Raw genomic sequence first — 26,681 nt, 5'->3', positions numbered from 1 at the left:
TTCAACAGCCCCACCAGGGCGGGGCCGGACCGGCTTATTACTTCTTGCCGGCAGCAAACAGCGCATCCAGCTTCTGCTCAAAGGCGTGATAGCCAATACGGTCATAGAGCTCGGCGCGGGTCTGCATGCTGTCGACCACACTCTTCTGGTGACCTTCCTGACGAATCGCGGTGTAGACATTTTCCGCCGCTTTGTTCGCGGCCCGAAACGCCGACAGCGGATACAGCTGGATGGCCACCCCCACCGAGGCCAGCTCATCACGACTGAACAACGGGGTGGCGCCAAACTCGGTAATGTTGGCCAGAACCGGCACATTCAGCTCCTTGACGAAGCGCTCGTAGGTAGGCAGATCGTAAGCGGCCTCGGCGAAAATGCCATCGGCACCGGCCTCGACATAGGCCTTGCACCGCGCAATCGCGGCGTCCACGCCTTCGGCCTGGATAGCATCAGTGCGGGCGATCAGGAAGAAGTCTGGATCGGTCTTGGCATCGGCCGCAGCCCTGACCCGGTCAACCATTTCCTCGGTCGAGACAATTTCCTTGCCCGGGCGGTGGCCACAGCGCTTGGCACCTACCTGATCCTCAATGTGCGCGGCAGCGGCACCGGCCTTGATCAGGCTCTTGACCGTGCGCTCAATGTTGAAAGCGCTGGGACCAAAACCGGTATCGATATCCACCAGCAGCGGCAGGTCGCAGACATCGGTAATCCGGCGCACGTCGATCAGCACATCTTCCAGAGTGTTGATACCCAGATCCGGCAAACCCAGCGAACCGGCAGCGACGCCACCACCAGACAGATAGATGGCCTTAAAGCCGGCACGCTTGGCCAGCAGGGCGTGATTGGCGTTGATCGCGCCGATAACCTGCAAGGGTTGCTCTTCAGCAAGCGCCTGACGGAAACGTTGACCTGGGCTATTACTCATCATTCAGTCCCTCCTGAGGATCTTGGGGCGCGTCTTGCTGTTGCATGCGACGCTCGATGTTGCGGCGTGAAGCGCTGATATGGCGGCGCATCAACATTTCCGCGAGCTCGCCATCACGGTCGGCGATGGCTTCAATGATTCGATGATGTTCGGCGAACGCCTGCTGCGGACGCTTGGGCGTAGTGGAGTAGCGGTAGCGGTACATGCGCACAAGGTGGTAGAGATCACCACATAGCATGTCGCTGAGGGTCTGGTTCTTGCTGCCCTGAATGATCCGGTAATGAATATCCAGATCACCTTCCTGCTGATAATAGGACTCGTTGGCCTTGAGACCACTGTGTTTCTCATGGGTCGCCAGCACCTCACGCAGACCGGCGATTTCCTCATCGCTCATGTTCTGCGCCGCCAACCGACAGGCCATGCCTTCCAGCGCTTCACGCACATGGTACAGCTCGATCAGCTCTGCATAGCTGAGTGAAACAACACGCACCCCAGCATGCGGAATGCGCACCACCAGACGCCGCCCCTCGAGCCGACGGATGGCTTCGCGCAGCGGGCCACGACCAATACCGAAAGTACTGCTCAGATACTGCTCGCTGATACGGGTACCCGGCGCAATCTCGCCTTTGACGATTGCCGACTGGATACGGGCAAAGGCACCGTCGGACAGGGTGAGCGCGGGCGACTGGGTGTCTGCTTCAGCCAATTGTTGACAACCTTTGTTAAATTATTGGTCAACACGATTCAACTGAGCGAATAATGCGCCTCACCGCACGAGATTGTCAACAATCCATCAAAAAACCCTTATTACGCTATTCTGTACTCAGAATCTGCCAACCTTAAGGACCATGCATGGACAGCCCTCACAATCTCTCTTCAATACCTGCCGCCAACCATCGACCAGAAGCGTCAATCACCGGCATCGAGACACTGCCAGGGCACTTTTCGACCGGACTACGTACCAACCTGAGGGCGTGCTAATATGCCGCCCTGTTCACCGAACCGATGCCTGCGCACCTGGATGACGACAGGAAGCGGTGACCTACACAGCCACTGGGAAGACTATGCAATCGCTCAACTTGCACCTGAAAATCCTTATCTTCATTCTTGTAAGCCTTGGCCTGCTGATCACCGGATACCAGATCGTCGTGCTCGACATTCCGGTCAAGGAAGACGAAACCGACGATATCTGGAGCCTCGACGCCAAGTTCGAGTTTCAGGCCAGCAGTGGCGTCCCCATCAAGGCTCAGATGTTCATTCCGCCACTGAATCAGGACTACATCAGCCTTAACGAAAGCTTCATCTCCAACAATTACGGAGTCAGCATCAATCAGGTGCAGAGCAACCGCAGGGTGACCTGGTCGGCCCGCCGTGCCAGTGGCACCCAGACCCTGTACTACCGCCTGGTGCTGACCAAGCGCTACAGCACCGCCCCCACGGTCGCGCCGCCGCCTCCAGCACGCCAGCCGATTGTTCTGGATGGCCCCGAGCAGGTCGCCGCCGATGCATTGATCAGTCCGATCCGCCAGCACTCGGCCGACATCGAAACCTTCATCAGTGAAACCATTCGCCGGGTCAATGACATCACCGACGACAATGTCAAGCTGCTGCTTGGCGGCAGCGCCAGTGCGCTGGACAAGGCCCGGGTAATTGATGTGCTGCTGTCCAATGCGCGAATCCCGCTGGAGCTGGTACATACCATTCGTCTGGAAAGCACGGCCAATCAGGAGCCGGAACTGTGGCTGCGTAGCCATAACGGCGAGCGCTGGCTGTATTACCACCCTGAAACCGGCCAGCAAGGCATCCCCGACAACCGCCTGATCTGGTGGACCGGCAGCCAGCCGCTGTTCAACCTTGAAGGCGGCCGCCAGGGCCGCGTCAGCTTCACCATCAACAACAGTGAGATGAACGCTCTGCGCCTGGCCAAGATGACCACCGAGAATCGCGCCTCGGCACTGCTCGAATACTCGCTTTATGGCCTGCCGCTGCATGCCCAGCATGTCTATCAGGTGATGATCATGATCCCGGTCGGAGTACTGGTAATCCTGATTCTGCGCAACCTGATCGGCATCCAGACCCTGGGGACCTTTACCCCGGTACTGATCGCCCTGGCCTTCCGCGAGACTCAAGTTGGCTGGGGTATCGTGTTGTTCACCCTGATTACCGCGCTGGGCCTGTCACTGCGCTCCTACCTTGAACACCTGAAGCTGCAGATGCTGCCACGCTTGTCGATCGTACTGACCTTCGTGGTGCTGGTCATCGCCGCCATCAGTCTGTTCAGTCACAAACTCGGTATCGAGCGGGCGCTGTCGGTATCGCTATTCCCGATGGTGATCCTGACCATGACCATCGAGCGCCTGTCGATCACCTGGGAAGAGCGTGGCGGCAGCCATTCGTTCAAGGTCGCACTCGGCACACTGGTCGCTGCTACCCTCGCGCACCTGTTGATGACCATTCCGGAGCTGACCTACTTCGTCTTCACCTTCCCGGCAATCTTGCTGGTACTGGTAGGCTTCATGCTGGCAATGGGGCGTTATCGTGGCTACCGGCTGACCGAACTGATGCGCTTCAAGGCGTTGACCCAACAGGGCTGAGGAAACCGCATGTTCTTCCTGAAAACCTTGAAAGCGCTCAAAGCCCATGGCGTCATGGGCATCAACCGCCGCAATGCCGACTATGTACTCAAGTACAATAAGCGGCACCTGTATCCGGTGGTCGACGACAAGATCCTGACCAAGGAGCGCGCCATCGCTGCCGGCATTCATGTGCCGGAGCTGTACGGGATCATTGAAACCGAGAAGGATTTCGACAAGTTCGATTCGATTGTCGACAAACACAAGGACTTCGTTATCAAGCCGGCCCAGGGCGCCGGCGGCGACGGCATCATCGTCATCGCCGATCGCTACGAAGGCATGTTCAAGACCGTATCGGGAAAGATCATCAGCCGCGACGAAATCGGCCACCACATCTCCAGCATCCTGTCTGGACTGTACTCGCTCGGCGGCCACCGTGACCGGGTAATCATTGAATACCGAGTCACCCCCGATCCGATCTTCAAGAGCATCAGCTATGAAGGCGTACCGGACATTCGCATCATCGTGCTGATGGGCTATCCGGTGATGGCCATGGTGCGCCTGCCGACCCGCCAATCCAGTGGCAAGGCCAACCTGCACCAGGGCGCGATCGGGGTCGGTGTCGATCTGGCTACCGGCATAACCCTCAAGGGTACCTGGCTGAACAAGAAGATCAGCAAACACCCCGACACTGCCAACCCGGTCGATGGTGTACAACTGCCGGATTGGGACGGTTTCATGGCCCTGGCGGCATCCTGTTACGAATTGTCCGGTCTGGGGTACATCGGCGTCGATCTGGTACTGGATCAGGATCAGGGTCCGCTGATTCTGGAGCTCAACGCCCGCCCAGGCCTGAATATCCAGATTGCCAACGATGCCGGCCTGACCCACCGCTGCCATGCCGTCGAACGCCATCTGGCGGCACTGAAAAAGACCGGCCATGAGCCGGAAACGCCTGAGCAGCGCGTGGCCTACGCCCAAAAGCACTTTAGCCAGCCGCGTTCAATCAAGCCCGAAGAACCCCCGGCAAGCCCGGAGTCCAGCAACTCCGAAAACCCTGCATGACGACATCGTAAATGCACTACCAACTCACTGAGCTGGGCTATCAGCCCAGGCTTGATGCCTGGCTGCCCAGCGTGCGTGACCTTGGCCATCCGGTCCTGCTGGACTCGGCCACCCCCTCTCAGCTGGGCCGCTACAGCCTGCTGAGTGCCGGCCCAAGCCAGATAATCGAACCGCTACATGCAGAACACGGCCGAGAAACGCTTGCTCGCCTGCGTCAACTGCTGGCCGATCTTGGCCCGGCATCCTGGCCCGGCCAGCCCCTGCCCTTTGGCGCCGGGGCTCTGGGTTATGTCAGCTATGATTTCGGTCGACACCTGGAGGCCCTGCCCGAGCTAGCCAAAGCCGATATCCGGCTACCCGACCTGCGCATGGGCATTCACCTGTGGGCGCTGCTGAGCGATCACCAGCAGCGTCAAAGCTGGCTGGTGAGTCATCCACGCCTGCCGAACAGCGAGCACGAGGCCATTCTCGAACGCCTGCGCACCAGCGCTGTCGCACCAGCCCCCTTCCACCTGACCAGTGCGTTCCAGGCCGAGCAACGCCGTACCGATTACCAGCAAGCCTTTGAGCGCATTCAGCACTACATTCAGGCCGGCGACTGCTACCAGATCAATCTGGCTCAACGCTTCAGCGCCGACTGCAGTGGCGATCCCTGGAGCGCCTGGCAACGCCTGCGCCAAGCCTGCCCGACTCCGTTTTCCGCCTACCTGGAAAGCCATGACGGCGCTCTGCTCTGCCTGTCACCGGAACGTTTTCTGCAGGTCCATGACGGCCATGTAGAGACCCGCCCGATCAAGGGCACCCGAGGGCGTGGCGCAACGCCAGAACAGGATCAGGCTCTAGCCGAAGAGCTACTTGAATGCCTCAAGGACCGGGCGGAAAACCTGATGATCGTTGACCTGCTACGCAATGACCTGGGCCGCAGCTGCCGGCCCGGCAGTGTCCGGGTTCCCGAGCTGTTCGCCCTGGAAACCTATCCCAACGTTCATCATCTGGTCAGCAGCGTAACCGGCGAGCTGGCCGAAGGTCAGGACGCCCTCGACCTGCTGGCCGCCGCCTTCCCGGGCGGATCGATCACCGGAGCACCGAAAATTCGCGCAATGCAGATCATCGAGGAACTCGAACCAGTCCGGCGCAGCCTGTATTGCGGCAGCATCGGCTATATCGGCTGTGAAGGCCAGATGGACCTGAATATCGCCATCCGCACCCTGATTCATCAGGATGACCGACTCTATCTGTGGGGAGGTGGCGGCATCGTCGCCGACTCGGAGGCTGAAGCCGAATATCAGGAAACCCTGACCAAGGTCAGGGTTCTGATGGAAGCACTAAACTAAGAAGACACTGATTAATTGCACACAAGCCCAGCGACAATTGGGCCAACGCAGAAACAGATTTAATCAGTGTTTCCCTAAATCAGAGGCTCAGCGTACGATTCGACGCTTTGATGAACTCTTTCTTCAGGTCTTCATAGGTGTGCACTGCCGGAAACTGCGGGAACTCGGCAATCACGTTGTCCGGGGCGTGGAACAGGATGCCGGCATGGGCTTCGGACAGCATGGTAGTGTCATTGTAGGAGTCACCAGCAGCAATGATCCGGTAGTACAGGCTCTTGAGCGCAATAACAGACTGACGCTTGGGATCCTTCTGGCGTAGTTGATAATCCACTACCCGGTCGCTCTCGTCGGCAATCAGACGATGACACAGCAGGGTCGGAAAACCGAGCTGACGCATCAACGGCTGCGAAAACTCGTAGAAAGTATCGGACAGAATCACGACCTGAAAGCGCTCGCGCAGCCAGTCAACGAACTCCACCGCGCCGTCCAGCGGCTTGAGGGTGGCGATCACTTCCTGAATATCACCCAGCTTGAGGCCGTGCTGATCGAGAATGCCCAGGCGTTGCTTCATCAGCACGTCGTAGTCGGGAATATCCCGGGTAGTCGCCTTCAGCTCTTCGATACCGGTTTTCTCGGCAAAGGCAATCCAGATTTCCGGTACCAGTACCCCTTCAAGGTCAAGGCAGGCGATTTCCACGGGCAGCTCCTGATGTGATCGATGAAATGGCCGACAATCTACCGGCTAAGCGCCTGCGACGCAATGCCAGTCCAAGCTAACAGACACGCCTGTTAGCTTGCCTGATGATAGCCAAAAGACATAAAAATATAACTAAATAAAAGAGGATGGACTAAGTCGGGCTTTGTTAGACTTCGCTCAAAACAGCGGCGCATTGACCGCCTGGAAGGAAACGAGCCTGATGACCAAGACATTCGACCCCGCCGAACTGGCCGAAAGCTACGCCGGCAAATCCCCCCAGGACATACTCAAACTGGCCTTTGAGCACTTTGATAATCTGTGGCTGTCATTCAGTGGCGCCGACGATATCGTAGTGCTGGACATGGCTTGGAAGATTAACCCCGCCATCAAGGTATTCACCCTGGATACCGGCCGCCTGCACCCGGAAACCTACCAGTTTCTGGAAAAAGTCCGCGAGCATTATGGCATTACCCTGGAAGTACTTTCCCCCGAGCATCAGGCCCTGGAAGCCTATGTGAAGGAAAAGGGGCTGTTCGATTTCTACAAGAGCGGCCACGGCGAGTGCTGCGGCATCCGCAAGATCGCCCCGCTGCGGCGCAAGCTGGCAACCGTCGATGCCTGGATTACTGGCCAGCGTCGTGACCAAAGCCCCGGCACCCGCAGCCATGTGCCGGTGATCGAGCAGGACGAAGCATTCGGCAGCGACGCACATCCGCTGATCAAGTTCAACCCGCTGGCCAACTACAGCAGCGAAGATGTGTGGAACTACATCCGCATGTTGGAGATTCCCTACAACCCGCTGCATGAGCGCGGATTTATCAGTATCGGCTGCGAGCCCTGCACCCGTGCGGTACTGCCGAACCAGCACGAGCGTGAAGGCCGCTGGTGGTGGGAAGAAGCCACCCAGAAAGAGTGCGGCCTGCATGCCGGCAACCTGATCGCCAAGAGCTGACCTGCCTCCAGCGCAATGACTGCCAGTCTAATGGACTGGCAGCTCTACTCCTGCGAACAACTCATCAAGTTCCAGCTTGTTGTGGCACTGTAGGGCCTTGTCGACCACATCGCGGGTCAGGTGCGGCGCGAAAGCCTCGATGAAGTCATACATATAGCCACGCAGGAAAGTCCCCTTGCGGAACCCGATCTTGGTTACGCTGGGCTCAAACAGCTTGCTGGCGTCGATTGTCACAAGGTCGGCATCGGCCACCGGATCAAGCGCCATATGGGCGACAATCCCGACCCCCAACCCCAACCGCACGTAGGTCTTGATCACGTCCGCATCGGCGGCAGTAAACACCACCTTGGGTGCCAGACCGCGATTGCTGAATGCCTCGTCCAGCTTCGAGCGACCAGTAAAGCCAAACACGTAGGTGACCAGCGGATGTTCAGCCAAAGCTTCGAGTGACAACTCCGGCAACTTGGTCAGTGGATGCCCCTTAGGTACGATCACACAACGATTCCAGCGATAGCACGGCATCATCACCAAATCGGAAAACAGCTCCAACGCTTCAGTGGCAATCGCAAAATCAGCGGTGCCATCGACCGTCATCTCGCAGATCTGCATCGGCGTGCCCTGGTGCATGTGCAGGGACACATCGGGATAGCGCTGAATGAAGCGACCAATAATCGGCGGCAAGGCGTAGCGTGCCTGGGTGTGGGTGGTTGCCAGAGTCAAGGTGCCCTTGCGTTCGTTACTGAACTCCTGGGCGATCTGCTTGATGCTTTCGACCTTGCGCAAAATCTCACCGGCGGTAGCAATGATGCGCTCGCCCGCAGGCGTAACTCGGGTCAGGTGTTTGCCGCTGCGAGAAAAGACTTCAACCCCCAGTTCATCCTCAAGCAGGCGGATCTGTTTGCTGATACCCGGCTGTGAGGTGTACAGACTCTGCGCGGTGGCCGACACGTTAAGATCGTGATGAGCGACCTCCCAGATATAGCGGAGCTGCTGCAGTTTCATGATGGGATCCCCTGGTCTGACGGTTTCACGGTCGTGCGCCGCGTTATAACCATAATAACCGTTATCACTACGAGGTTAGACCATCTGTAACTGAAATGATTGGTCAGACGACAAAATAACCGACCACTGGTCTGCCAAAAGGCTTTAAGGGTCTTTTTTCGCCTCGTCAGACCGGTGTAAGCAGTTTGAGGTTGGTTCCTAGCTGGTTTTACGCAGATTACTGATGCCGTGCGGCACATGCCCGGTCGGGACCACTCCCACGGCTCGCTGACAATGACCTTCCTGGTCATCGAAGAAAAGATCTGCTCCGAAGGCACGCAGGAACTCAGACTTATCGAGCCCGCCGAGAAACAGCGATTCATCCAGGCGAATATCCCACTCTCGCAGGGTCCGAATTACCCGCTCATGGGCCGGAGCTCCACGCGCGGTAACCAGAGCAGTACGGATTGGGCAATCATCGACACCGAACTCGGTCTGGATCCGGTTCAGAGCGGCCAGGAAATGCTTGAACGGCCCACCGGCCAACGGCTCACGCGCAGCGGCTCGCTCCTTGGCCTGAAAGGCCTCCAGTCCATCACGCTGAAACACTTGCTCGGATTCATCGGAGAACAGTACCGCATCGCCATCAAAGGCGATGCGCAACTCGTCACCGGTGTCACGCGGGCGCCCCGAAGGCAGAATCGTTGCGGCGGCAAACCCGGCTTCCAGAGTGCTGCGAACATCGTCGGCATGGGTGGAAAGAAACAGATGGCAGCCGAAGGCTGGCACATAGGTGAACGGGCTGCGACCGCCAGCAAAGGCAGCCCGGGTAATCCCGAGCTGATAATGCTGGATCGAGTTGAAAACTCGCAGACCGGTATCAGCGCTGTTGCGCGACAACAGCACCACCTCTACCCGGCTTTCGCCTTCCAGCAGGCTGTTGATCCGTAGCAGCTTCTGCACCAGTTGAAAGGCTTCGCCGGGGGCCAGCGGTTCGTCTTCACGCGCTATCTGATATTGCCGGTAGGCTTCCAGCCCTTCCTGCTCATAGACCTGGTGACTGTCATCCAGATCGAACAAGGCTCGCGAGGAGATCGCAATTACCAACTTGTCACCGAGCAGTACGGGCATGGCGCCTCCTGGCAAAGGGGTCAGTCAGCGGCCAGGTACCTGTCCTGAATGAACCGCAACATCTGCAACAATGCCTCGGTTTTCGGCATCGCGCAACCGGCCTGGGCGGCCTTTTCCAGCGCTTTGCCGTACAGATTGTCCAGCTCCATCGGGCGCTTGTGCAGCCAGTCGTGGTACATGCTGGGCTGATAGTCCGGCATGGTGTGGGTGTGCTTGAGCAGTTTTTCCGGGTATTGCTCCGGCATGCTGTAGCCTTGGGCCTCGGCAGCACTGACGATCTCGGCCATCAGATCACGAATCAACTGCCAACTGGCCGGGTTATCGAGCAACGCTTTGGTGCCGCCATTGAGCAGTACGGAAACGCCATTGAAAGCTGCATTCCAGACCAGCTTCTGCCAACGAGCTGACTCCAGGTTGGCGGCCTCCCGAGCCTTGATACCGGCTTGACGGAATAGCTCCGCGCCCTCGCTCAGTACAGCCGCTCGCGCCGTATCGTCGCCGGCTGGGCCGCTATGGTAGGCCAGGTCGATCAGGCCGTTGTCTTGATGCACCACCACACCGGGCGCGGTACGGTACAGGCACACATAGCACAGCCCGGCGATCAGGTGTAGGTCATCAGGCAGCAACGGCCGCAGGTCGGCTTCGTTATCCAGCCCGTTCTGCAACAACACTACCTTGGCCCCAGGCGCCGCAGCCTTGGCAATGATTGGCGCCAACTCAGCATTAGTAGTCGACTTGGCGCCCACCAGCAACCAGTCACAGGCCGGCATGTCGGCCACGTCGCGATAGGCCTGTACCGGATTGAGGTTGAGCATTCCGTGCACCCAACTGTCGACGGTCAGCCCCTTGTCGAGCACCGCCTGATACTCACTACGCAACAAAAAGTGTACGTCCTGGCCGCTACGGGCCAGCATCAGGCCGTAAAAGCCGCCAATGGCGCCCGTACCGATAACCCCGATTCTTGGCATGCTGCTTTGCATATCACCCTCTTCTTGTCATGTGCATGGTCCGACTGGACGTCATGGTAATCGTCTTTGCCAGCTCAAGACCGTCAGCCACGCGACAAAGCTGGCGTTCGATCCAAACCATCAATCGACCCAATAGTAGCAAGTTGGGGTAGCCTGGCGCGGCAAGCTTGATTAAGCTGTCAGCCACCCTGGAGCCTCCATAATACTGAACCAAGGCGCCGCTGGCTGCCTGACAAACCTGCTGAGACTGATGATGGCCGACTTACCAATCGATGACCTTAACATCGCTTCGAACGAAGTACTGATCACACCCGCCCAACTCAAAGCCAAAATTCCGCTGACACCGACCGCCCAGGCGACCATCAGCGATAGCCGCCAGGTTATTCGCGACATTCTCGATGGCAAGGACCAGCGCCTGTTTATCGTCATTGGCCCCTGCTCCATCCATGATGTCGAAGCCGCCAAGGATTACGCCCAGCGCTTGAAAAAACTGGCCGAGGAAGTCAGCGACACCTTGTATCTGGTCATGCGGGTCTATTTTGAAAAACCACGTACCACCGTTGGCTGGAAAGGTCTGATCAACGACCCCTATCTTGATGATTCATTCAAGATCGAAGACGGCCTGCACATTGGCCGGCAACTGCTGCGTGATTTGAGTGAGATGGGCTTGCCGACCGCTACCGAAGCGCTCGACCCAATCTCCCCACAGTACCTGCAGGACCTGATCTCCTGGTCCGCCATCGGCGCCCGTACCACCGAATCGCAAACCCACCGGGAAATGTCTTCGGGCTTGTCTTCGGCGGTCGGCTTCAAGAACGGTACCGACGGCAGCCTGACCGTGGCCATCAACGCCCTGCAGTCAGTCTCCAGCCCGCACCGCTTCCTGGGTATCAACCAGGATGGCCAGGTATCGATCGTAACCACCAAGGGCAACAAATACGGCCATGTGGTACTGCGCGGCGGCAACGGTAAACCGAACTATGACTCGGTCAGCGTCTCGCTATGTGAAAAGGAACTGCAAAAGGCAGGCGTACCGCTGAACATCATGGTCGACTGCAGCCACGCCAACTCCAACAAGGACCCGGGCTTGCAGCCACTGGTGATGGATAACGTTGCCAATCAGATTCTCGAAGGCAACAATTCGATAATCGGCCTGATGGTTGAAAGCCATATCGGCTGGGGTAATCAGTCGATTCCCCAGGATCTGTCGCAACTGCAGTACGGAGTTTCTGTGACTGACGCCTGCATCGACTGGGATACTACAGTCAGCAGCATCCGCAGCATGCACGCCAAACTCAAGGATGTTATGCCCAAGCGTCAGCGCGGCTGATCCCGGCCCTTAAAACGACAAACCCCGCCAAGGCGGGGTTTGTCGTTTCTGCAATAGGACTCAGGCAGTACGGGCTTCGACGAGGCGAGTCTGGCGATCCATGTACCACTCCACGTACGAGCAGGAGGGTATAACCGTGTACCCGCCCTCCTCTGCATAGCGCAGGGCATGGGCTGTCAGCCTGGCGGCCAGCCCCCTGCGGCGCAGAATACTGGGCACGAAGGTACGGTAGATATCCAGCGTCTTTTTACCCAGATCCATATAGGACAAATAGGCTTTTGCGCCATCGACGACAATGTAGAACTGCTGTGCTTGCGGATCGTGTTGGATCGGCGTCAGTGGCATTGTCGGTCTCCTGTGGAAATCCAAAAGGGAACAGGGGAACAGTATAGACAACAAATCAGGAAAAAAATTCCACCCGATTTTTCGCTCACCCCCCTGTCATTCCCCGCTTCCGACTCAGCCCATACCCAGCATCATCAGTAGTGCGATCGCGGCCAGACAGGCCACCACCGGGATAGCCACGGTGACCACGAACATATCCTTGTAAGCCTCACGATGGGTCAACCCCATGATCATGAAGGTGGCGATCACTGCGCCACAATGCGGCAACGAGTCTAAACCGCCCGAGGCAATGGCGGCGATCCGGTGCAGGATCTCCGGTTGTACGCCCATCTCCAGGTAATGCGGAGCCAGCGACTGCATGAAAATCTGCAGACCGCCAGAGGACGAACCAACGATGGCCGAGACTACGCTGGCCGAGGCAAACACTGACAGTAGCGGCGGCAGATCAGCACTGAGAATCCACTGGGCAAACTGACCAAAACCGGCGGTCTGGGTCACGACTCCACCGAAGCCGATTACTGCCGCCGTATTGAGCAGCGGCATGATCGAGTCTTCGGCGCCCTGGCCAAATACTTGCCCCACCTTGCGCCGCATGCTCGGGAACAGCACTACGCAGGTCAACGAACCCAGGATCAAGGCCATGCTCGGCCAGATGATCGGTTGCGTCTGGCTAAAGACCAGACTGCGCGCCAGCAAGCTGTCGCTACCGGACCAGTCACCCATGGCCAGCAACAGCCGCGGCAGCATGATCACGCCCAGCACCACGATCATCGGAACCATCGCCAGATACCACGGCGGCGCATCGGCAGGATCACCGATCAACTGCTCCATACGCTTGTCCTGGGTATTCTCGACAAAGCCTTCACCGTTGGCCCGGGCCAGCCGCCAGCCACGTTCGACATACCACATGCCAAGCCCAACCATGATCAGAGCAGCAAAGATCCCGATCCAGCCGCCGGCAAACAGGTCGGTCCCCAGCGAACTGGCCGAGATCACGTTATGGATCGACGGAGTCCCCGGCAGCGCGGTCATGGTGAAGGTTCCGGCCCCAACCGAGGTCGCCGCCGCCCAGAGCCGTTTGGGCAGATTGGCTTCACGCATCAGAGTGATACCCAGCGGATACATGGTGAACACCACCACGAACACCACTACACCGCCGTAGGTCAGTAGCGCACATACCAACATGCCCACCAACAGGGTGCGCTTTACACCCAGGCTATTAGTAATGGCCAGTGCAATGCTCTTGGCTGCCTGACTGGTCGCCATGGCCTTACCAAAAATTGCCCCACAGAGGAACAGCAGAAAGAACTTGCCAGCAAAGGTGAAGGCTCCAAGCGGACCGAAGGGATAGAACTCAAGCAGAGTCTTGGGAATCAACAATCCGTTGGTCACTGCCACTACCAGGGCACAAACCAGCGAGGCGATAAAGATATTGGCTCCGCGCAGGGCCATGAAAATCAGCAGGGCGAGCCCCGCTAGCAAGCCTATGTTGCCCAGCATCAATGCATTCCTTGTAGTTGTCTCATTGTGGTTGCGACACATTACCGCACTGTCGAGCCAGAACAAACACCTGCAACAGGGAATTAAAATTGCTGAATACCCTCTAACACGCTGGTTTATGACTTATGACAACACCATAGTCAAAAACCGGTGCTAGTATTGTTGATGCTAACGGGGAGCGTTCAATAGAACCGACCCAACGCAAGGACTCATCGAGAAGGGGAAAACCATGAAAACTGCACTGCAATTGTCCGCCGTTGCCCTGGCCGCGCTTTTGGCTGTCGGCTGCAGCAACACCCAGCAACAGGAAACCAGCGCTCGTCTGACTGCCAACGAGAACGCCACAGCACGTGCTCAGGCTCGTGCCGATGAGGCCTATCGCAAGGCGGAAGAAGCACTGGCTGCCGCCCAGCGGGCTCAGCAAAGCGCTGACGAAGCCAATGAGCGGGCCATGCGCATGCTGGAGCGGACCAGCCGCAAGTAAGACCCTGAGGAAACTCTGATTAATTGCACAAAAGTCCAGCAGCCCGGTTGGCGCTGACCTGTTCTAGACTGTCGATGCCCTGGACGGGCATCGTCAAGCCCCCAGGGATGGGTTCACGGCGTGTCTAGAGCAGGTCAGTGACAACTGGGCCGACACCGAAACTGATTTAATCAGAGCTTCCTAAATACGCCTTTCCAGCCCACTCCGGTTGGAAAGGTGTACCTATAACGGCTGGCATGCCGCTCTCTGCATACACCAGATCACGGATCTGCCCCCAGTCCAGCCGATACCCCTCCACCTTGGCGCCCTGCGCAGCCAACAGACTCTGCATTGCTGCCTGGCGATCCAGCGTTGAAGGCATACCGTGCTCATCCAGTGGCGTATGCACCTCAAGGTACAGTTTGCCTTCGTGCACACCCAGCTTGAACGGTTGATTGACGATGGTTACCTGGGTACCGATCGGAATATGCGGGTAAAGCTCGGTAATGTCCGCATTGTTCATGCGAAAGCAGCCATGACTGACCCGCATACCGATACCGAATTGCTTGTTGGTGCCATGAATAACATAGGCGCCCATGGCCAGATTCATCTTGAACGGCCCCATGGGGTTGTCCGGCCCAGGCGGTACTACCGCCGGCAAGTATTCGCCTTGTGCGGCATGCTCTTCACGAATCGACTGGGGAGGATACCAGGATGGATTGGCTTCCTTGCGCGCAACCCGGGTTTGACCAATGGGTGAGGACCACCCCTCTCGGCCGATACCCACCGGATAGGTCATGACCTGCCCACCGCCTGGCGGGAAGTAGTACAGCCGGTATTCCGGCAGGTTGATGACAATCCCTTCACGCGGCGCATCGGGCAAGATGTGCTTACCCGGCATTACCACCTGCACCCCCTCACCTGGCAACCAGGGATCGATGTCCGGGTTGGCCGCCAACAGTTCCAGATAGCCGAATCCGTACATTTCGCCAAGATCGGCGAAAGTATTCTCGAACCGAGCCTCGACGCTGTAAATACGTCCGACAAGTTCCTGGCCCGGAGCCAGATCGTAGCTAGTGGCCATAGCCGGAGCAGCCAGCAGCAAGCTCAGCAAACCACCCAGCAGTCTAGTCCTGGATCCACTCATCGTTCAGCTTCCTCCAACCCCACTCAGCTCTATCTGCATAGACAACCCTGACAGCTCAGCATTCCGAGTGACCGGGCGTCGCACCTGACGTTGCTCGCGCGCCATAGCCAGACACGCCGGGCACAGGCCCCGCAACGCTTGACGGGTTACTTCGCGATAGACCGGCCGTGATGGCAAAAGATCCCCGCACAAGGTTCGCTCCCGCGGCACATCCAGCCGCAGATTGATATCCACCAGGTGCACATGCCAGGGATTACTGACAAACAGATCCTGCTGCTCATCCTGCTCCACCATGCACCACCGCCTTGCCATCCAGGACAGCGTCACCTGGAGTTCCTCATCATTCAATATCCTCGGACCGTGATTGCAGCCATTGTTCAATGGCCGGCCAGGTATTATCCAGGATTATGGGCTGCGCCGCAGCGGTTGGGTGTATGCCATCAGCCTGCATCAAGCTGTCCTCGCCAGCCACCCCTTCCAGGACGAATGGTACCAGCGGCACCTCGTGGGCCTGACTGACATCGACGAAGACCTGTTCAAACGCCCGGGTGTAACGCACCCCATAATTGGGCGGAATGCGGATACCCAGCAGCAACGCATCAGCCCCGCTGCTCTGCACACTGCGCACCATGCTGGAAAGATTCTGTTGCATATTGGCTGGAGGCAATCCACGCAAGCCGTCATTACCACCCAATTCGATCATTACCAGGGCCGGCTGATAGCGCTCCAGCAGGCTCGGCAAGCGGGCTAGCCCACCAGCCGTAGTGTCACCGCTGACCGAGGCATTGATCACCTCATAAGGATAGCCATGCTGATGCAAACGCTCCTGCAGCAGGCTGACCCAGCCCTGCTCAAGTTCCAGACCGAATGCGGCACTGATACTATCGCCAACAACCAACAGACTCTGTGCATTGGCCGGCAGCGCCAGCCAGCCGGCCAGGCACAGAGCCAGCCAGGATTTCCAGACAGTTTTCAAGGCAGATACCATGTCAGACAGCGTGATCGTTGCCAGCCACCTTAGCAAAGTCGTTCGTACCTCGGAAGCCGAGCTCACCATCCTCGACGACGTCAGTCTGCATATCGCCCGCGGCGCCAGTGTCGCCATCGTCGGGGCATCCGGCTCGGGCAAATCGACCCTGCTCAGCCTGCTGGCCGGGCTCGATCTGCCAAGCAACGGCGAAGTCGAACTGGCCGGCAAGCCGCTCAGCCAGCTCGACGAAGACCAACGTGCAGCGCTTAGAGCCGAGCATGTTGGCTTCGTCTTCCAGTCCTTCCAGTTACTCGCCAGCCTGACCGCGCTGGAGAATGTCATGCTGCCGCTGGAGCTGCATGGCCGCAGCGACGCCCGCGAGCGGGCAGCCCAGCTACTCGAACGGGTTGGCCTGGGCCAGCGCCTGAGCCACTATCCGCGCCAGCTTTCCGGTGGCGAGCAGCAGCGCGTAGCGATTGCCCGAGCCTTTGCCAGCGAACCGGACATCCTGTTCGCCGACGAGCCAACTGGCAACCTCGACGCCAAAACCGGCCAGCGCATTACTGACCTGCTGTTCGAGCTCAACCGCGAACAGGGCACCACCCTGATCATGGTCACCCACGACGCACGCCTGGCCGAGCGCTGCCAATACGCCCTGCATCTGGAAGCCGGCCGTTTGCTGGAGCAGGCCGCATGAGCCGAGAACATTCAGCTCAGTTGGCCAGCCGCCTGCTGGCCCGTGAATGGCGCGCCGGAGAGCTGCGGGTGCTGGTCCTGGCGCTGATCATCGCCGTTCTGGTCAGCACCGCGATCAGTTTTTTCACTGACCGCCTGCAACGCGGCATGGCCAGCCGCGCCGCCGAATTTCTCGGCGCCGACATGCTGATCTCATCTCGCGATCCGCTACCGCCGCTGTACGCCGAACAGGCCAGCAGCCGTGGCCTGGAATGGACCGAAGTGGTCGAATTCTCCAGCGTCATGGCCAGCGACAGCGACATGCAGCTCTCCAGTGTCAAAGCGGTGGGGCCCGGCTATCCGTTGCGTGGCCAGGTCCGCGTCAGTGACCGGCTGTTTGGCCAGGAGCAGGTGGCCGAGCAGACGCCGGCCCCTGGCGAGCTCTGGGTCGAACCCCGACTGGTCAGCGTGCTTGGTGTGGATATTGGCGACACCCTGGAAGTCGGCCTGTCAGAACTGCGGATTGACGCATTGCTGACCCACGAACCCGATCGCGCCGGCGATTTCTACAGCCTGACACCCCGGGTGCTGATGAACCTGGCTGACCTCGAGGCCACCGGCATCATCCAGCCCGGCAGCCGAGTACGCTATCGATTGCTGGTCAGCGGCCCGGAAACAGCCCTGGCCGATTATCGCCAGTGGTTACAACCACGCCTGAACGAGCACCAAAGGCTGGTGACCGTTGGTGACGACAACCGGCAGATCGGCAATGCGCTGGAACGCGCCAACCAGTTCCTCGGTTTGGCCAGCATTGCCGCAGTGGTACTGGCCGGGGTGGCGGTTGCGCTCTCGGCCAACCGCTTCGCCAGCCGCCACTTCGACACCAGCGCCCTGCTGCGCTGTCTGGGTGCCAGCCGCCGGCTGGTACTCAAGGTATTTCTGGTGCAACTGGCCTGGCTCGGCCTGCTGGCCACCCTGATCGGGCTGGCACTGGGCTGGCTGATGCAATGGGGGTTGGTGTACCTGCTGGCTGATTTGCTGCCTCCGGACATTCCCCGTCCCGGCCTGACGCCGCTCCTGATCGGTACCGCCACCGGGCTGGTCGGGCTGATCGGCTTCGCCCTGCCACCGCTGCTCAGACTCGGTCGAGTCTCGCCCCTGCGAGTTCTGCGCCGCGATCTGGCGCCACTACCGAGCAGCGGCTGGGTTATCTATGGCCTGGCCCTGGGCTCGCTGACGCTGTTGATGTGGCAATTTACCAGCAACCTGCCAATCACCCTGGCAGTTGTTTTTGGCGGAGCCCTGGCGTCTCTGCTGCTCGGCCTGCTGGCCTGGGCCCTGCTCAAGCAAACCGGCGCCCGGCTGCGCAACGCCAGCCTGGCCTGGCGTCTGGGTAGCGGGCAATTGCTCAAGCAGCCAACCACCGCAGCCGGGCAGATTCTGGCTTTCGGCCTGATTCTGATGTCCATGGTGGTTATCCTGATTCTGCGTACCGAACTGCTCGACACCTGGCAGGCCCAGTTACCGGATGATGCCCCCAACCACTTCGCCCTGAACATTCTGCCCAGCGAAGCCGAGGCCTTTACCGCCAAACTGGAACAGATTGGCGCTCGCGCCGCCCCACTCTACCCGGTCAGCCCCGGCCGGCTGATCGAAGTCAACGGCCAACCGGTGCGTGATCTGGTCACCAAGGACAGCCAGGCCGAGCGCGCAATCAACCGCGACCTGAGCCTGACCTGGTCAGCTACCCTGGCCACTGACAACCGCCTGAGCGCAGGCCGCTGGTTCGACCAGTTGCCGGATGACCGTCACTGGGTTTCGGTCGAAGCCGGGCTAGCAGACAACCTTGGCGTCAGCCTGAACGATGACCTGACCTTCGTGATCGCCGGCCAGCAGGTCCAGGCCCGGGTCGGCAGCATTCGGGAAGTCGAATGGGACAACTTCACCCCGAATTTCTTCATGATCTTTTCCCCCGGCACCCTCGACGGCATGCCCCTGACCCTGCTGACCAGCTTCAGCCTGCCAAGTACTGAACGCGAAGCTCTGCGCGATCTGGCACGGGCCTTTCCGGCCATGACCCTGCTTGAGGTCGAAGCCATACTGGCACAGATCCGCGACATCCTGGCCCAGGTCACGCTGGCCGTTGAATACGTCCTGCTGTTCGTCCTGCTGGCCGGCTTTACCGTTCTGTTCGCCGCCTTGCAGGCTACCCTGGATGAGCGCCTCTACGAAGGTGCACTGCTGCGCACCCTGGGCGCCGGCCGACCACTGCTGCAAAAGGCCAATCGCCTGGAATTCGCCCTGCTGGGGGCGCTGGCCGGGTTACTGGCCATCGCCGCCGCCGAGCTGATCACCCTGCTGCTCTACCGCCAGGCACTGGATCTAAGCTGGAGTCCGCACTTTGGGCTATGGCTGCTGGTTCCGCTGACTGGAGCCTTACTGATTGGACTGGCTGGAGCCTGGGGCACCCGCCCGGTCGTTGAACAAAGTCCCATGCGCCTGATCAATCGGGGAGTCTGAATGAGCCGCTACCGCCCTCCCCGCAGCGCCGGAACCCCACTGATCACCGCCGAAGGGGCCCAGCGCCTGCGCAATGAATTGCACGAACTTTGGCATGTGCGGCGCCCGGCGGTCACCCAGGCGGTCAGCGAAGCCGCCGCGCTGGGCGATCGATCGGAGAATGCCGAATATATCTATGGCAAGAAGATGCTGCGCGAGATCGACAGCCGGGTGCGGTTTTTGCGCAAACGTCTGGAAAACCTCAAGGTCGTTGATCAGCCGCCCAGCGACCCCAGCAAGGTTTTTTTCAGCGCTACGGTAGAACTGGAAGATGAGGACGGCCAAAGCTTGACCGTACGCATTGTCGGGCCTGACGAAATCGATCCCAAGCGCCAGCACATCAGCATCGACAGCCCCATGGCCCGAGCGCTACTGGGCAAAGCCCTGGACGACGAAGTGGTCGTCCAGGCCCCGGCAGGCGAGCGTTGCTACTGGATTGTCGCGATTCGCTATTAGGGTCTGTTGCCGTTTCATCGCAACCGCGCCGGAGCCTGTTTTTGCGCGAGGCAAGGCGCGAAATGCGAGGTTTGGTGGGCCAAATAAGCATTGAGTAACGCGGCATCGCGCAAAAACAGGCCCGGCCCTTCGGGTTGCGCGTAAAATGTCGCCATGCGTCGTTGTGGGACTTGGCAAGGGAGTAACCATTCCCTGCGTCCCACGCCTGGCCTGGCGACATTTTTCGCAGCAACGCGGTTTGCGATGAAACGGCAACAGACCCTAGCTACGCCCATGCGGCAGAGTTAAATCCATTCCCTCGCCAAGCGGCACCACCCGGGTCGGGTTGATCATGCCGTGACTGTAGTAATAGTGCTGTTTGATGTGCCAGAAATCCACGGTCTCGGCCACGCCCGGCCACTGATACAGCTCCCGGGTATAGCCGGCCAGGTTCGGGTAGTCCTCGATCCGTCGAAGATTGCACTTGAAATGACCGTGGTATACCGGATCGAAACGCACCAGCGTGGTAAACAGCCGCCAGTCGGCCTCAGTCACCTGTGCGCCCGCCAGATAACGACGCTCACCAAGCAGCTGTTCAAGCCAGTCGAGTGCCGCGAACAGCGTACGGCAGGCCTGCTCATAGGCCTGTTGACTGGTAGCAAAGCCCGCCTTGTAAACACCATTGTTGATTTCGTCGTAAATACGCCGATTGAGCCTCTCGATCTCTTCGCGCAATGACTGCGGGTAATAATCGTCCGAGTTGCCGGTCAGGCTGTCGAACGCCGAGTTGAACAGACGAATGATCTCCGAAGACTCGTTGTTGACAATGGTGTCTTCCTGCCGATCCCACAGCACCGGGACCGTCACCCGCCCGCTGTAATCGGCTTTGGCCCGGGTATAGAGCTGATGATGGTGGGTATAACCGTGCAAAGGTTCCGGACTGTCGTAAACCCAGCCCTCATCCAGCATGTGCGGATGCACCACGCTGACCCCGATATGTGACTCCAACCCCTTGAGCTTGCGCATGATCAGAGTTCGATGAGCCCAGGGACAGGCGAGCGACACGTACAAGTGATAACGCCCGGAGTCTGGACTGAAACGCCCGCCAGGTTCAATGCTGTGACGGAACCCAGAATCCTCCCGGATGAAAGCTCCGTCGTTAGCTTCGGTGTCATACCACTCGTCGTACCAGGTACCTTCAACCAAGCGTCCCATGCGCAACTCCTTATGAACAATTGCTGCCGACAGGGTGGCAGCCAAGAGAGTTTTTTGCCGGCCGAGAAAAACCCTGCAGCAATCAGGCCAGAAAACACGTATACTACGCCATTATCATATCCCCCAAGGTTTACTTCTCGTATGTCCGATACCGCTCCGGCGGCGACGCAGTTTGCCGATCTCGGCTTGCCTGCAGCGCTTCTCGAGGCTCTCAACAGCCTCGGTTATGAAACCCCCTCCCCGATTCAGGCCGAGGCCATTCCGACCCTGCTCGAGGGTCATGACCTGCTCGGCCTGGCTCAAACCGGCACCGGCAAGACCGCAGCGTTCGCGTTGCCGGTACTGGCCGGCATCGACCCGAGCCTGCGAGCCACCCAGGCCCTGATTCTGACCCCAACCCGGGAGTTGGCCCTGCAGGTCGCTGAAGCGCTGCAGCGCTACGCCCAGAATCTGCGTGGTTTCTCGGTCCTGGCCCTGTACGGCGGCTCGGCCTTTGGCCCACAGTTCAAAGCGCTGGAACGCGGCGTACAGGTCGTGGTCGCGACGCCTGGTCGACTGACCGACCACTTGCGTCGTGGCAGCCTGAAACTTCAGCAGCTGCGCTTTCTGGTGCTCGATGAAGCCGATGAAATGCTCAAGATGGGCTTTGCCGACGACCTTGAAGCGGTTTTCGATGAAGTCCCGGACAACACCCAGAAGGCCCTGTTCTCCGCGACAATGCCGCCCGGTGTGCGTAACGTAGCGCGCAATCATCTGCGCGACCCGAAAGAAATTCGCCTGCACAGCGGCGCCAAGAGCAGCCTGGAAACCATTACCCAGAAAGTCTGGGAAGTGGCCAACCACCACAAACTGGATGCCATGACCCGCCTGCTCGAAGTCGAGCCGGTTGAAGCCATGATCGTGTTCGTGCGAACCAAAACCGCCAGTCTGGAACTGGCCGAGCGCCTAGAAGCTCGCGGCTTTGCAGCCGCGGCGCTGAACGGCGATCTCAGCCAGCAACTGCGTGAACAGGTGGTCGACCGCCTCAAGCGAGGCCTGCTGGATATCGTGGTTGCCACCGATGTGGCCGCCCGCGGCCTGGACGTCGAGCGTATCACTCACGTGCTCAACTACGACCTGCCGCACGACAGCGAGTCCTATGTACACCGGATTGGCCGTACCGGCCGGGCTGGCCGCCAAGGCACCGCAATCTTGTTTGCCACCCCGCGCGAACGGCGTCTGCTGCATGTACTGGAGAAAGCCACCGGGCAGAAAATCGAGCCCCAGGCTCTGCCCAGCGCCGATGCCGTACGCAGCGGCCGGCTGAACAAACTGGCAACCCGGCTGAACAGCGCCAGCGAGCAATCCGGCGCTCTGCACGAGCAACTGGTACATGACCTGCAGGAACTGACCAGCCTGGACGCCACCGAACTGGCCGCCTGCCTGCTGTCGATCCTGCCGGGCGCCAAAGCCCTGCTGGAGCCGGTTGCAGACCTGCCTACAGCACCTGCGCGCCGTGAACGTGACAGCCTGGCTGAACGCGACAGTGGCCTGGTGCGCTATAAGGTCCAGGGCGGACGCAGCAATGGCCTGCTACCAAAACCTCTGGTCGAGGCCCTGGTCAAGCATGCCGGCCTGCAGAAGAGCCAGATCGGCAACATCAAGCTGTTCAACGAGCATACTGCCGTCTACCTGCCGCAACTCGACAGCTCGACGCTCAACCGTCTGGCTGGCATTGAGATCAACGGCATGACTCTGCAGATCAAGGCCTGGCCGTTGCCGCCTGGCGAGACCGAGCATCGGCCACGGCACCACAAGCCGCGCCGCGACTTCGCCGGCAAGCAGCCCCCACGCAAGGGCAAGCCTCGCGGCTAATACCGATGGAATGGATCGATATCGGCGTCAATCTTACTGACGCCGCCTTCGACAAGGACCGGGACCAGGTGCTGGAACGCGCCTGGCAAGCCGGCATCAGTCAGATTCTGCTTACCGCCACCTCCCTGGAAAATTGCCATCAGGTTCAGCAACTGTGTGCCGAAGCGCCACAGCGTCTATTCTGCACCGCTGGCGTCCACCCGCATGACGCTCGCCACTGGCAAGCCCATTCCTGCACTGAACTACGCCAGCTCGCCCAGGCCGATTGTGTCAAGGCCATTGGTGAGTGCGGCCTGGACTTCAATCGCGACTTCTCCCCTCGCCCACAGCAGCGCAAGGCACTGGAAGACCAGCTCAGCCTTGCCGCCGAACTGGGCATGCCGGTGTTTCTGCATGAACGCGATGCCAGTCAGACTCTACGGGAAATACTTCGCGACTACCGTGACCAACTCCCGGCGGCAGTAGTGCACTGTTTCACTGCCGACCGCACGGCGTTGTATGGCTATCTGGATCTGGACCTGCACATCGGCATCACCGGCTGGATCTGCGACGAGCGCCGTGGCACCCACCTGCATTCCCTGGTCGCCGATATTCCAGCCGGCCGGCTGATGCTGGAAACCGACGCTCCCTGGCTGCTTCCGCGGACACTCGCCAACAAGCCGAAAAATCGGCGCAACGAGCCGGCCTGGCTGCTGGAAGTGGCCCGTACCGTCGCCACCTGCCGCAGCGAATCACTGGAACAACTGGCCAAACATACCAGCGAAACCGCCCGCCAGTGCTTCAACCTGCCAACTCCCGACGCGTAGTCTATAGTCTGCTGGCACAGTGTCATCCTGCACTAAGGAAGCGGCATGCCAGAACCCACCCAATCGGAACACCCAGCCTCAGCATTTCCCTGGCCAGCGCTACTGTTGGCCAGCACCCTGATCCTGATTACCGGGCTATTGCTGGCCCTGCTCCACTACCAGTTGCACAGCCGAGCCATGCTCAGCAGCGGCAATGCGCTGTTCAACCAGATCGCCAAGCAACTCCAGTACAGCTTGGCTGCCACCTATAATCCGCCCAGACGAGCACTGAACCTACTGGCGCTGGATGCACTGCCCGACACCGAAAACCTCGAGCAGCGCCTGACCCGCATCCCGATGCTGGCCCAGGTCCTGACCGACAATCCACAACTCAACTCGGTGTATATCGGCTGGGACAGCGGCGATTATCTGATGCTGCGACCGCTACCCAACGCGGCCAGCCGAGACCGCTTCAACGCCCCCCAGGCTGCCCACTGGATGGTCTGGCATATCGCTGCCGGGCAGTACCGGCGTCCGGTCGTCATCCATCTGTACCTGGATCAAACATTCAAGCTGCTTGAGAGCCAGCACCCGCCGCATGACGGCTTCGATCCCCGCACCAGACCCTGGTACGAGGCAGCCAAGGCCAGCGCCAATCAGATCATCACCACCCCTTACGTGTTCTTCTCCACCAACGAGTTCGGCACCACCATGGCCAGGCCGGCCGGTGACAATGCCGTACTCGGTGCCGACCTGACCCTGAGCCAACTTTCCACGCTGCTCGCAGACCACCGCATGACCCCATCCAGTGAACTGCTGATCTACGACACCGAAGGCACCGTAATCGCCTATCACGACGTACAGCGCATCATCAGCACCAGCCGCAGCGGCCCCTTGCGTCTGAAGCGTTTTAACGAACTGGGCAGCACTCTGCTGGCCGCTCTGGCTTTGGACGGCTATCAGATCGAACGACAGCAGCCTTTGACCTTGGAGGGGCGTCACTGGCAAGTTTTGCAGCAGCGCCTGCCGGTCAAGGATATACCCGACAGTTACCTGGCCATACTGGTCCCGGAAGATGAGCTGCTGGCTGACGCCTACCGGATCCGCCGCCAAAGCGTGTTCGCCACTTTGCTACTGATGCTGGTACTGGTACCACTGGTCTGGTTAGCGGCGCGGCGCCGCTCTGGAACGCGTTAAGCCCTTGGCTGAGACAGGCTTTTGCGGGATGATGGGGCATCGTTAATGCCAACCAGCAGCGCTGTCGGAGCCTATATGCCCCTCTTCAACAAACAACGTCTGTGCTGCCTGATCACTGTGCTGGGTATCTCGTTCGCTACACCGCTGTGGGCGGAATCCGGCGATCAGGGCCGCCTGCCCGGCCAGATCAGCACGGCACTGGCCAACGCCCAAATCCCTGCCAACGCCTTCGCCCTCGCGGTCATCCCGCTGGAGGGTCAGGGCATGCCACAGTTCGTCAATGCCGACCAGCCACTTAACCCGGCCTCGACCATGAAGCTGGTGACAACCTACGCAGCGCTGGAACTGCTTGGCCCAACCTATCAATGGCACACCGACCTGTACGGCACCGGCCCGATCAGCAACGGCGTACTGCAGGGGGATCTGGTTTTTCGCAGCAATGGCGACCCGAAGCTGACCATGGAGCGGATCTGGCTGATGCTGCGTGACCTGCGCGCCGCCGGAGTCCGTACTATCAGCGGCGATCTGGTGCTGCAACCAGCAGACCTGCGCTTCCCGGCCAACCCGGTGCGTTTTCAGGATGATGGCAACGATCCCAGCCGCCCGTTTCTGGTGGAACCCGATCCGCTGCTGAGCAACCTCAAACTGTTCACCCTCAGCACTTTTGGCGAGTCCGGCGGTGTACGCACGCACCTGGAGCCAGCCCTGCCAGAACTGCAGATCGACAATCAACTGAAGTTGCTGCCGGCGGTCCGTTCCTGCCCCTGGCCCAACATCACCTACGGACTGCAGGACCATGGCAGTCACGCCAGACTGACGCTGACTGGCAGCCTGCACCAGGGTTGCAGCGCGCAACGCTACCTGTCTGCGCTTGACGCCAGCACCTATACTGGCAGCCTGATTCGCACTCTATGGCAGGAAATGGGCGGCACCATCGCCGGAACCACACGGATTGGCCGCACTCCGGCCAATGCCCAACTGCTGGCACGCAGCTACTCACCGGATCTGGTCCAGGTGGTGCGCGACATCAACAAGTACAGCAACAACACCATGACCCGGCAGTTGTTTCTGACCATCGGTCGCGAACGGCGCAGCGCCAATGACGCTGACGACCACCAGGCCGCCACCCGGGCAATCAACCAATGGCTGAGCGGCAAGGGCATTCAACCCCGCGGCCTGGTACTGGATAATGGCTCTGGTCTGTCACGTATTGAACGCATGACTGCTCGTGATCTGGCCATGATGCTGGAGCAGGCCTGGCAAAGTCCCTTTGCTGCGGAGTTCATCGCATCCATGCCGCTGGCGGCCATGGACGGCACCATGCGCCGGCGCCTGCGCGGCACGCCAGTGGCCGGTGAAGCGCACATCAAGACCGGTTCGCTGCGCAATGTCCGGGCCATCGCTGGCATAACCCGTGATGCCAACGGCCAGTCCTGGGCCGTCGCTGCAATCATCAACCATGGCGCGGCAGGAGCAGGACGCGAAGCGCTGGACCTAGTACTCAAGGACGTGCACCGCCGCGTGCCGACTGACGTCGCCAGCCACAAGCAGCAGTGACCGTCAGGGCCTGTTGCCTGACCCGG

At 59.6% G+C, this 26,681-nt stretch carries 25 protein-coding genes; 13 read left to right on the top strand and 12 right to left on the bottom strand.

The annotated features are described in order from the left end of the window. Window positions 1–37 precede the first annotated feature (37 nt). Window positions 38–925, bottom strand: coding sequence for a methylisocitrate lyase (prpB, locus tag C2846_RS02265; protein WP_080050295.1), 888 nt, complete (start codon window positions 923–925; stop codon window positions 38–40). Beyond that, window positions 915–1,628, bottom strand: a complete 714-nt coding sequence (locus C2846_RS02260) for a GntR family transcriptional regulator (protein ID WP_080050294.1) — start codon at window positions 1,626–1,628, stop codon at window positions 915–917. The genes prpB and C2846_RS02260 overlap by 11 nt, the downstream gene beginning before the upstream one ends. A gap of 358 nt (window positions 1,629–1,986) precedes the next feature. Here C2846_RS02260 and rloB point away from each other — a divergent pair, with 358 nt between their 5' ends. The 3 genes from rloB to pabB are packed head-to-tail and all read left to right on the top strand — an operon-like array spanning window position 1,987 to window position 5,894. After that, window positions 1,987–3,516, top strand: a complete 1,530-nt coding sequence (gene rloB, locus C2846_RS02255) for an osmotic stress tolerance membrane protein RloB (RefSeq protein WP_080050293.1) — start codon at window positions 1,987–1,989, stop codon at window positions 3,514–3,516. A 9-nt stretch (window positions 3,517–3,525) separates the two neighbouring features. Further along, window positions 3,526–4,560 (top strand): alpha-L-glutamate ligase-like protein, encoded by a 1,035-nt coding sequence (locus tag C2846_RS02250; protein WP_119700580.1) that lies wholly within the window; start codon window positions 3,526–3,528, stop codon window positions 4,558–4,560. A gap of 11 nt (window positions 4,561–4,571) precedes the next feature. Beyond that, on the top strand, window positions 4,572–5,894 hold the full coding sequence (gene pabB / locus C2846_RS02245; protein ID WP_119700579.1) for an aminodeoxychorismate synthase component I: 1,323 nt from the start codon (window positions 4,572–4,574) through the stop codon (window positions 5,892–5,894). Between the two features lie 79 nt (window positions 5,895–5,973). Here the strand turns inward: pabB and thrH are convergent, their stop codons facing one another. Beyond that, window positions 5,974–6,591, bottom strand: a complete 618-nt coding sequence (thrH, locus tag C2846_RS02240; protein WP_080050290.1) for a bifunctional phosphoserine phosphatase/homoserine phosphotransferase ThrH — start codon at window positions 6,589–6,591, stop codon at window positions 5,974–5,976. Window positions 6,592–6,811: 220 nt separating this feature from the next. On the opposite strand from thrH, the gene C2846_RS02235 reads away from it, so the two are divergent. Further along, window positions 6,812–7,543, top strand: coding sequence for a phosphoadenylyl-sulfate reductase (locus C2846_RS02235; protein WP_119700578.1), 732 nt, complete (start codon window positions 6,812–6,814; stop codon window positions 7,541–7,543). 27 nt (window positions 7,544–7,570) lie between these two features. Here the strand turns inward: C2846_RS02235 and cysB are convergent, their stop codons facing one another. The 3 genes from cysB to C2846_RS02220 form a co-directional block, all read right to left on the bottom strand. Further along, complete coding sequence (cysB, locus tag C2846_RS02230) at window positions 7,571–8,545, bottom strand: HTH-type transcriptional regulator CysB (protein ID WP_080050288.1); 975 nt, start codon at window positions 8,543–8,545, stop codon at window positions 7,571–7,573. 198 nt (window positions 8,546–8,743) lie between these two features. After that, the gene (locus C2846_RS02225) at window positions 8,744–9,655 is read right to left on the bottom strand and encodes a 5'-nucleotidase (RefSeq protein WP_080050287.1); all 912 of its coding nucleotides are present in this window, start codon (window positions 9,653–9,655) and stop codon (window positions 8,744–8,746) included. 20 nt (window positions 9,656–9,675) lie between these two features. After that, window positions 9,676–10,635, bottom strand: a complete 960-nt coding sequence (locus C2846_RS02220) for a putative 2-dehydropantoate 2-reductase (RefSeq protein WP_080050286.1) — start codon at window positions 10,633–10,635, stop codon at window positions 9,676–9,678. Between the two features lie 241 nt (window positions 10,636–10,876). Between C2846_RS02220 and C2846_RS02215 the strand changes: the two genes are divergently transcribed. Next, a complete protein-coding gene (locus C2846_RS02215; RefSeq protein ID WP_119700577.1) occupies window positions 10,877–11,953 on the top strand; it encodes a 3-deoxy-7-phosphoheptulonate synthase in 1,077 nt (358 codons plus the stop codon). A gap of 60 nt (window positions 11,954–12,013) precedes the next feature. Here the strand turns inward: C2846_RS02215 and C2846_RS02210 are convergent, their stop codons facing one another. Continuing rightward, window positions 12,014–12,298 carry a GNAT family N-acetyltransferase gene (locus C2846_RS02210; protein WP_080050285.1) on the bottom strand — a complete coding sequence of 95 codons (285 nt, stop codon included), beginning with the start codon at window positions 12,296–12,298 and terminating at the stop codon, window positions 12,014–12,016. A gap of 114 nt (window positions 12,299–12,412) precedes the next feature. Continuing rightward, window positions 12,413–13,798, bottom strand: coding sequence for a GntP family permease (locus C2846_RS02205; protein ID WP_119700576.1), 1,386 nt, complete (start codon window positions 13,796–13,798; stop codon window positions 12,413–12,415). A gap of 229 nt (window positions 13,799–14,027) precedes the next feature. Here C2846_RS02205 and C2846_RS02200 point away from each other — a divergent pair, with 229 nt between their 5' ends. After that, entirely contained in the window at window positions 14,028–14,282 is a 255-nt protein-coding gene (locus tag C2846_RS02200; protein ID WP_080050283.1) for an Lpp/OprI family alanine-zipper lipoprotein, read from the top strand. A 166-nt stretch (window positions 14,283–14,448) separates the two neighbouring features. Here the strand turns inward: C2846_RS02200 and C2846_RS02195 are convergent, their stop codons facing one another. From C2846_RS02195 to C2846_RS02185, 3 genes are read right to left on the bottom strand one after another with little or no spacing between them, the layout of a single operon-like run. Beyond that, complete coding sequence (locus C2846_RS02195; RefSeq protein WP_119700575.1) at window positions 14,449–15,408, bottom strand: L,D-transpeptidase family protein; 960 nt, start codon at window positions 15,406–15,408, stop codon at window positions 14,449–14,451. 3 nt (window positions 15,409–15,411) lie between these two features. Further along, entirely contained in the window at window positions 15,412–15,702 is a 291-nt protein-coding gene (locus tag C2846_RS02190) for a hypothetical protein (protein ID WP_119700574.1), read from the bottom strand. 46 nt (window positions 15,703–15,748) lie between these two features. Next, a complete protein-coding gene (locus C2846_RS02185; RefSeq protein ID WP_080051715.1) occupies window positions 15,749–16,384 on the bottom strand; it encodes an arylesterase in 636 nt (211 codons plus the stop codon). Between the two features lie 10 nt (window positions 16,385–16,394). Between C2846_RS02185 and C2846_RS02180 the strand changes: the two genes are divergently transcribed. From C2846_RS02180 to greB, 3 genes are read left to right on the top strand one after another with little or no spacing between them, the layout of a single operon-like run. Beyond that, a complete protein-coding gene (locus tag C2846_RS02180; protein WP_080050280.1) occupies window positions 16,395–17,075 on the top strand; it encodes an ABC transporter ATP-binding protein in 681 nt (226 codons plus the stop codon). Further along, window positions 17,072–19,573, top strand: a complete 2,502-nt coding sequence (locus tag C2846_RS02175) for an ABC transporter permease (RefSeq protein ID WP_119700572.1) — start codon at window positions 17,072–17,074, stop codon at window positions 19,571–19,573. The genes C2846_RS02180 and C2846_RS02175 overlap by 4 nt, the downstream gene beginning before the upstream one ends. Continuing rightward, window positions 19,574–20,068, top strand: a complete 495-nt coding sequence (gene greB, locus C2846_RS02170; RefSeq protein WP_119700571.1) for a transcription elongation factor GreB — start codon at window positions 19,574–19,576, stop codon at window positions 20,066–20,068. Window positions 20,069–20,329: 261 nt separating this feature from the next. On the opposite strand, the gene C2846_RS02165 is transcribed toward greB, so the two are convergent. Further along, window positions 20,330–21,262: a glutathione S-transferase family protein gene (locus C2846_RS02165; RefSeq protein WP_080050277.1), complete on the bottom strand. Its 933-nt coding sequence runs from the start codon at window positions 21,260–21,262 to the stop codon at window positions 20,330–20,332. A gap of 141 nt (window positions 21,263–21,403) precedes the next feature. On the opposite strand from C2846_RS02165, the gene C2846_RS02160 reads away from it, so the two are divergent. The 4 genes from C2846_RS02160 (at window position 21,404) to dacB (ending at window position 26,655) form a co-directional block, all read left to right on the top strand. Next, window positions 21,404–23,116, top strand: a complete 1,713-nt coding sequence (locus C2846_RS02160) for a DEAD/DEAH box helicase (protein WP_080050276.1) — start codon at window positions 21,404–21,406, stop codon at window positions 23,114–23,116. Window positions 23,117–23,121: 5 nt separating this feature from the next. Further along, on the top strand, window positions 23,122–23,922 hold the full coding sequence (locus C2846_RS02155) for a TatD family hydrolase (protein WP_119700569.1): 801 nt from the start codon (window positions 23,122–23,124) through the stop codon (window positions 23,920–23,922). A gap of 45 nt (window positions 23,923–23,967) precedes the next feature. Continuing rightward, on the top strand, window positions 23,968–25,098 hold the full coding sequence (locus C2846_RS02150) for a PDC sensor domain-containing protein (RefSeq protein ID WP_119700568.1): 1,131 nt from the start codon (window positions 23,968–23,970) through the stop codon (window positions 25,096–25,098). 75 nt (window positions 25,099–25,173) lie between these two features. Further along, on the top strand, window positions 25,174–26,655 hold the full coding sequence (gene dacB / locus C2846_RS02145) for a D-alanyl-D-alanine carboxypeptidase/D-alanyl-D-alanine endopeptidase (protein ID WP_119700682.1): 1,482 nt from the start codon (window positions 25,174–25,176) through the stop codon (window positions 26,653–26,655). Window positions 26,656–26,681 lie beyond the last annotated feature (26 nt).

Origin of the sequence: Pseudomonas jilinensis (assembly GCF_003586265.1) — a bacterium.
Taxonomy (GTDB): Bacteria; Pseudomonadota; Gammaproteobacteria; order Pseudomonadales; family Pseudomonadaceae; genus Halopseudomonas; species Halopseudomonas phragmitis.
The sequence above is the reverse complement of the archived record's forward strand: the minus strand, read 5'-3'. Positions and strand labels throughout refer to the sequence as shown.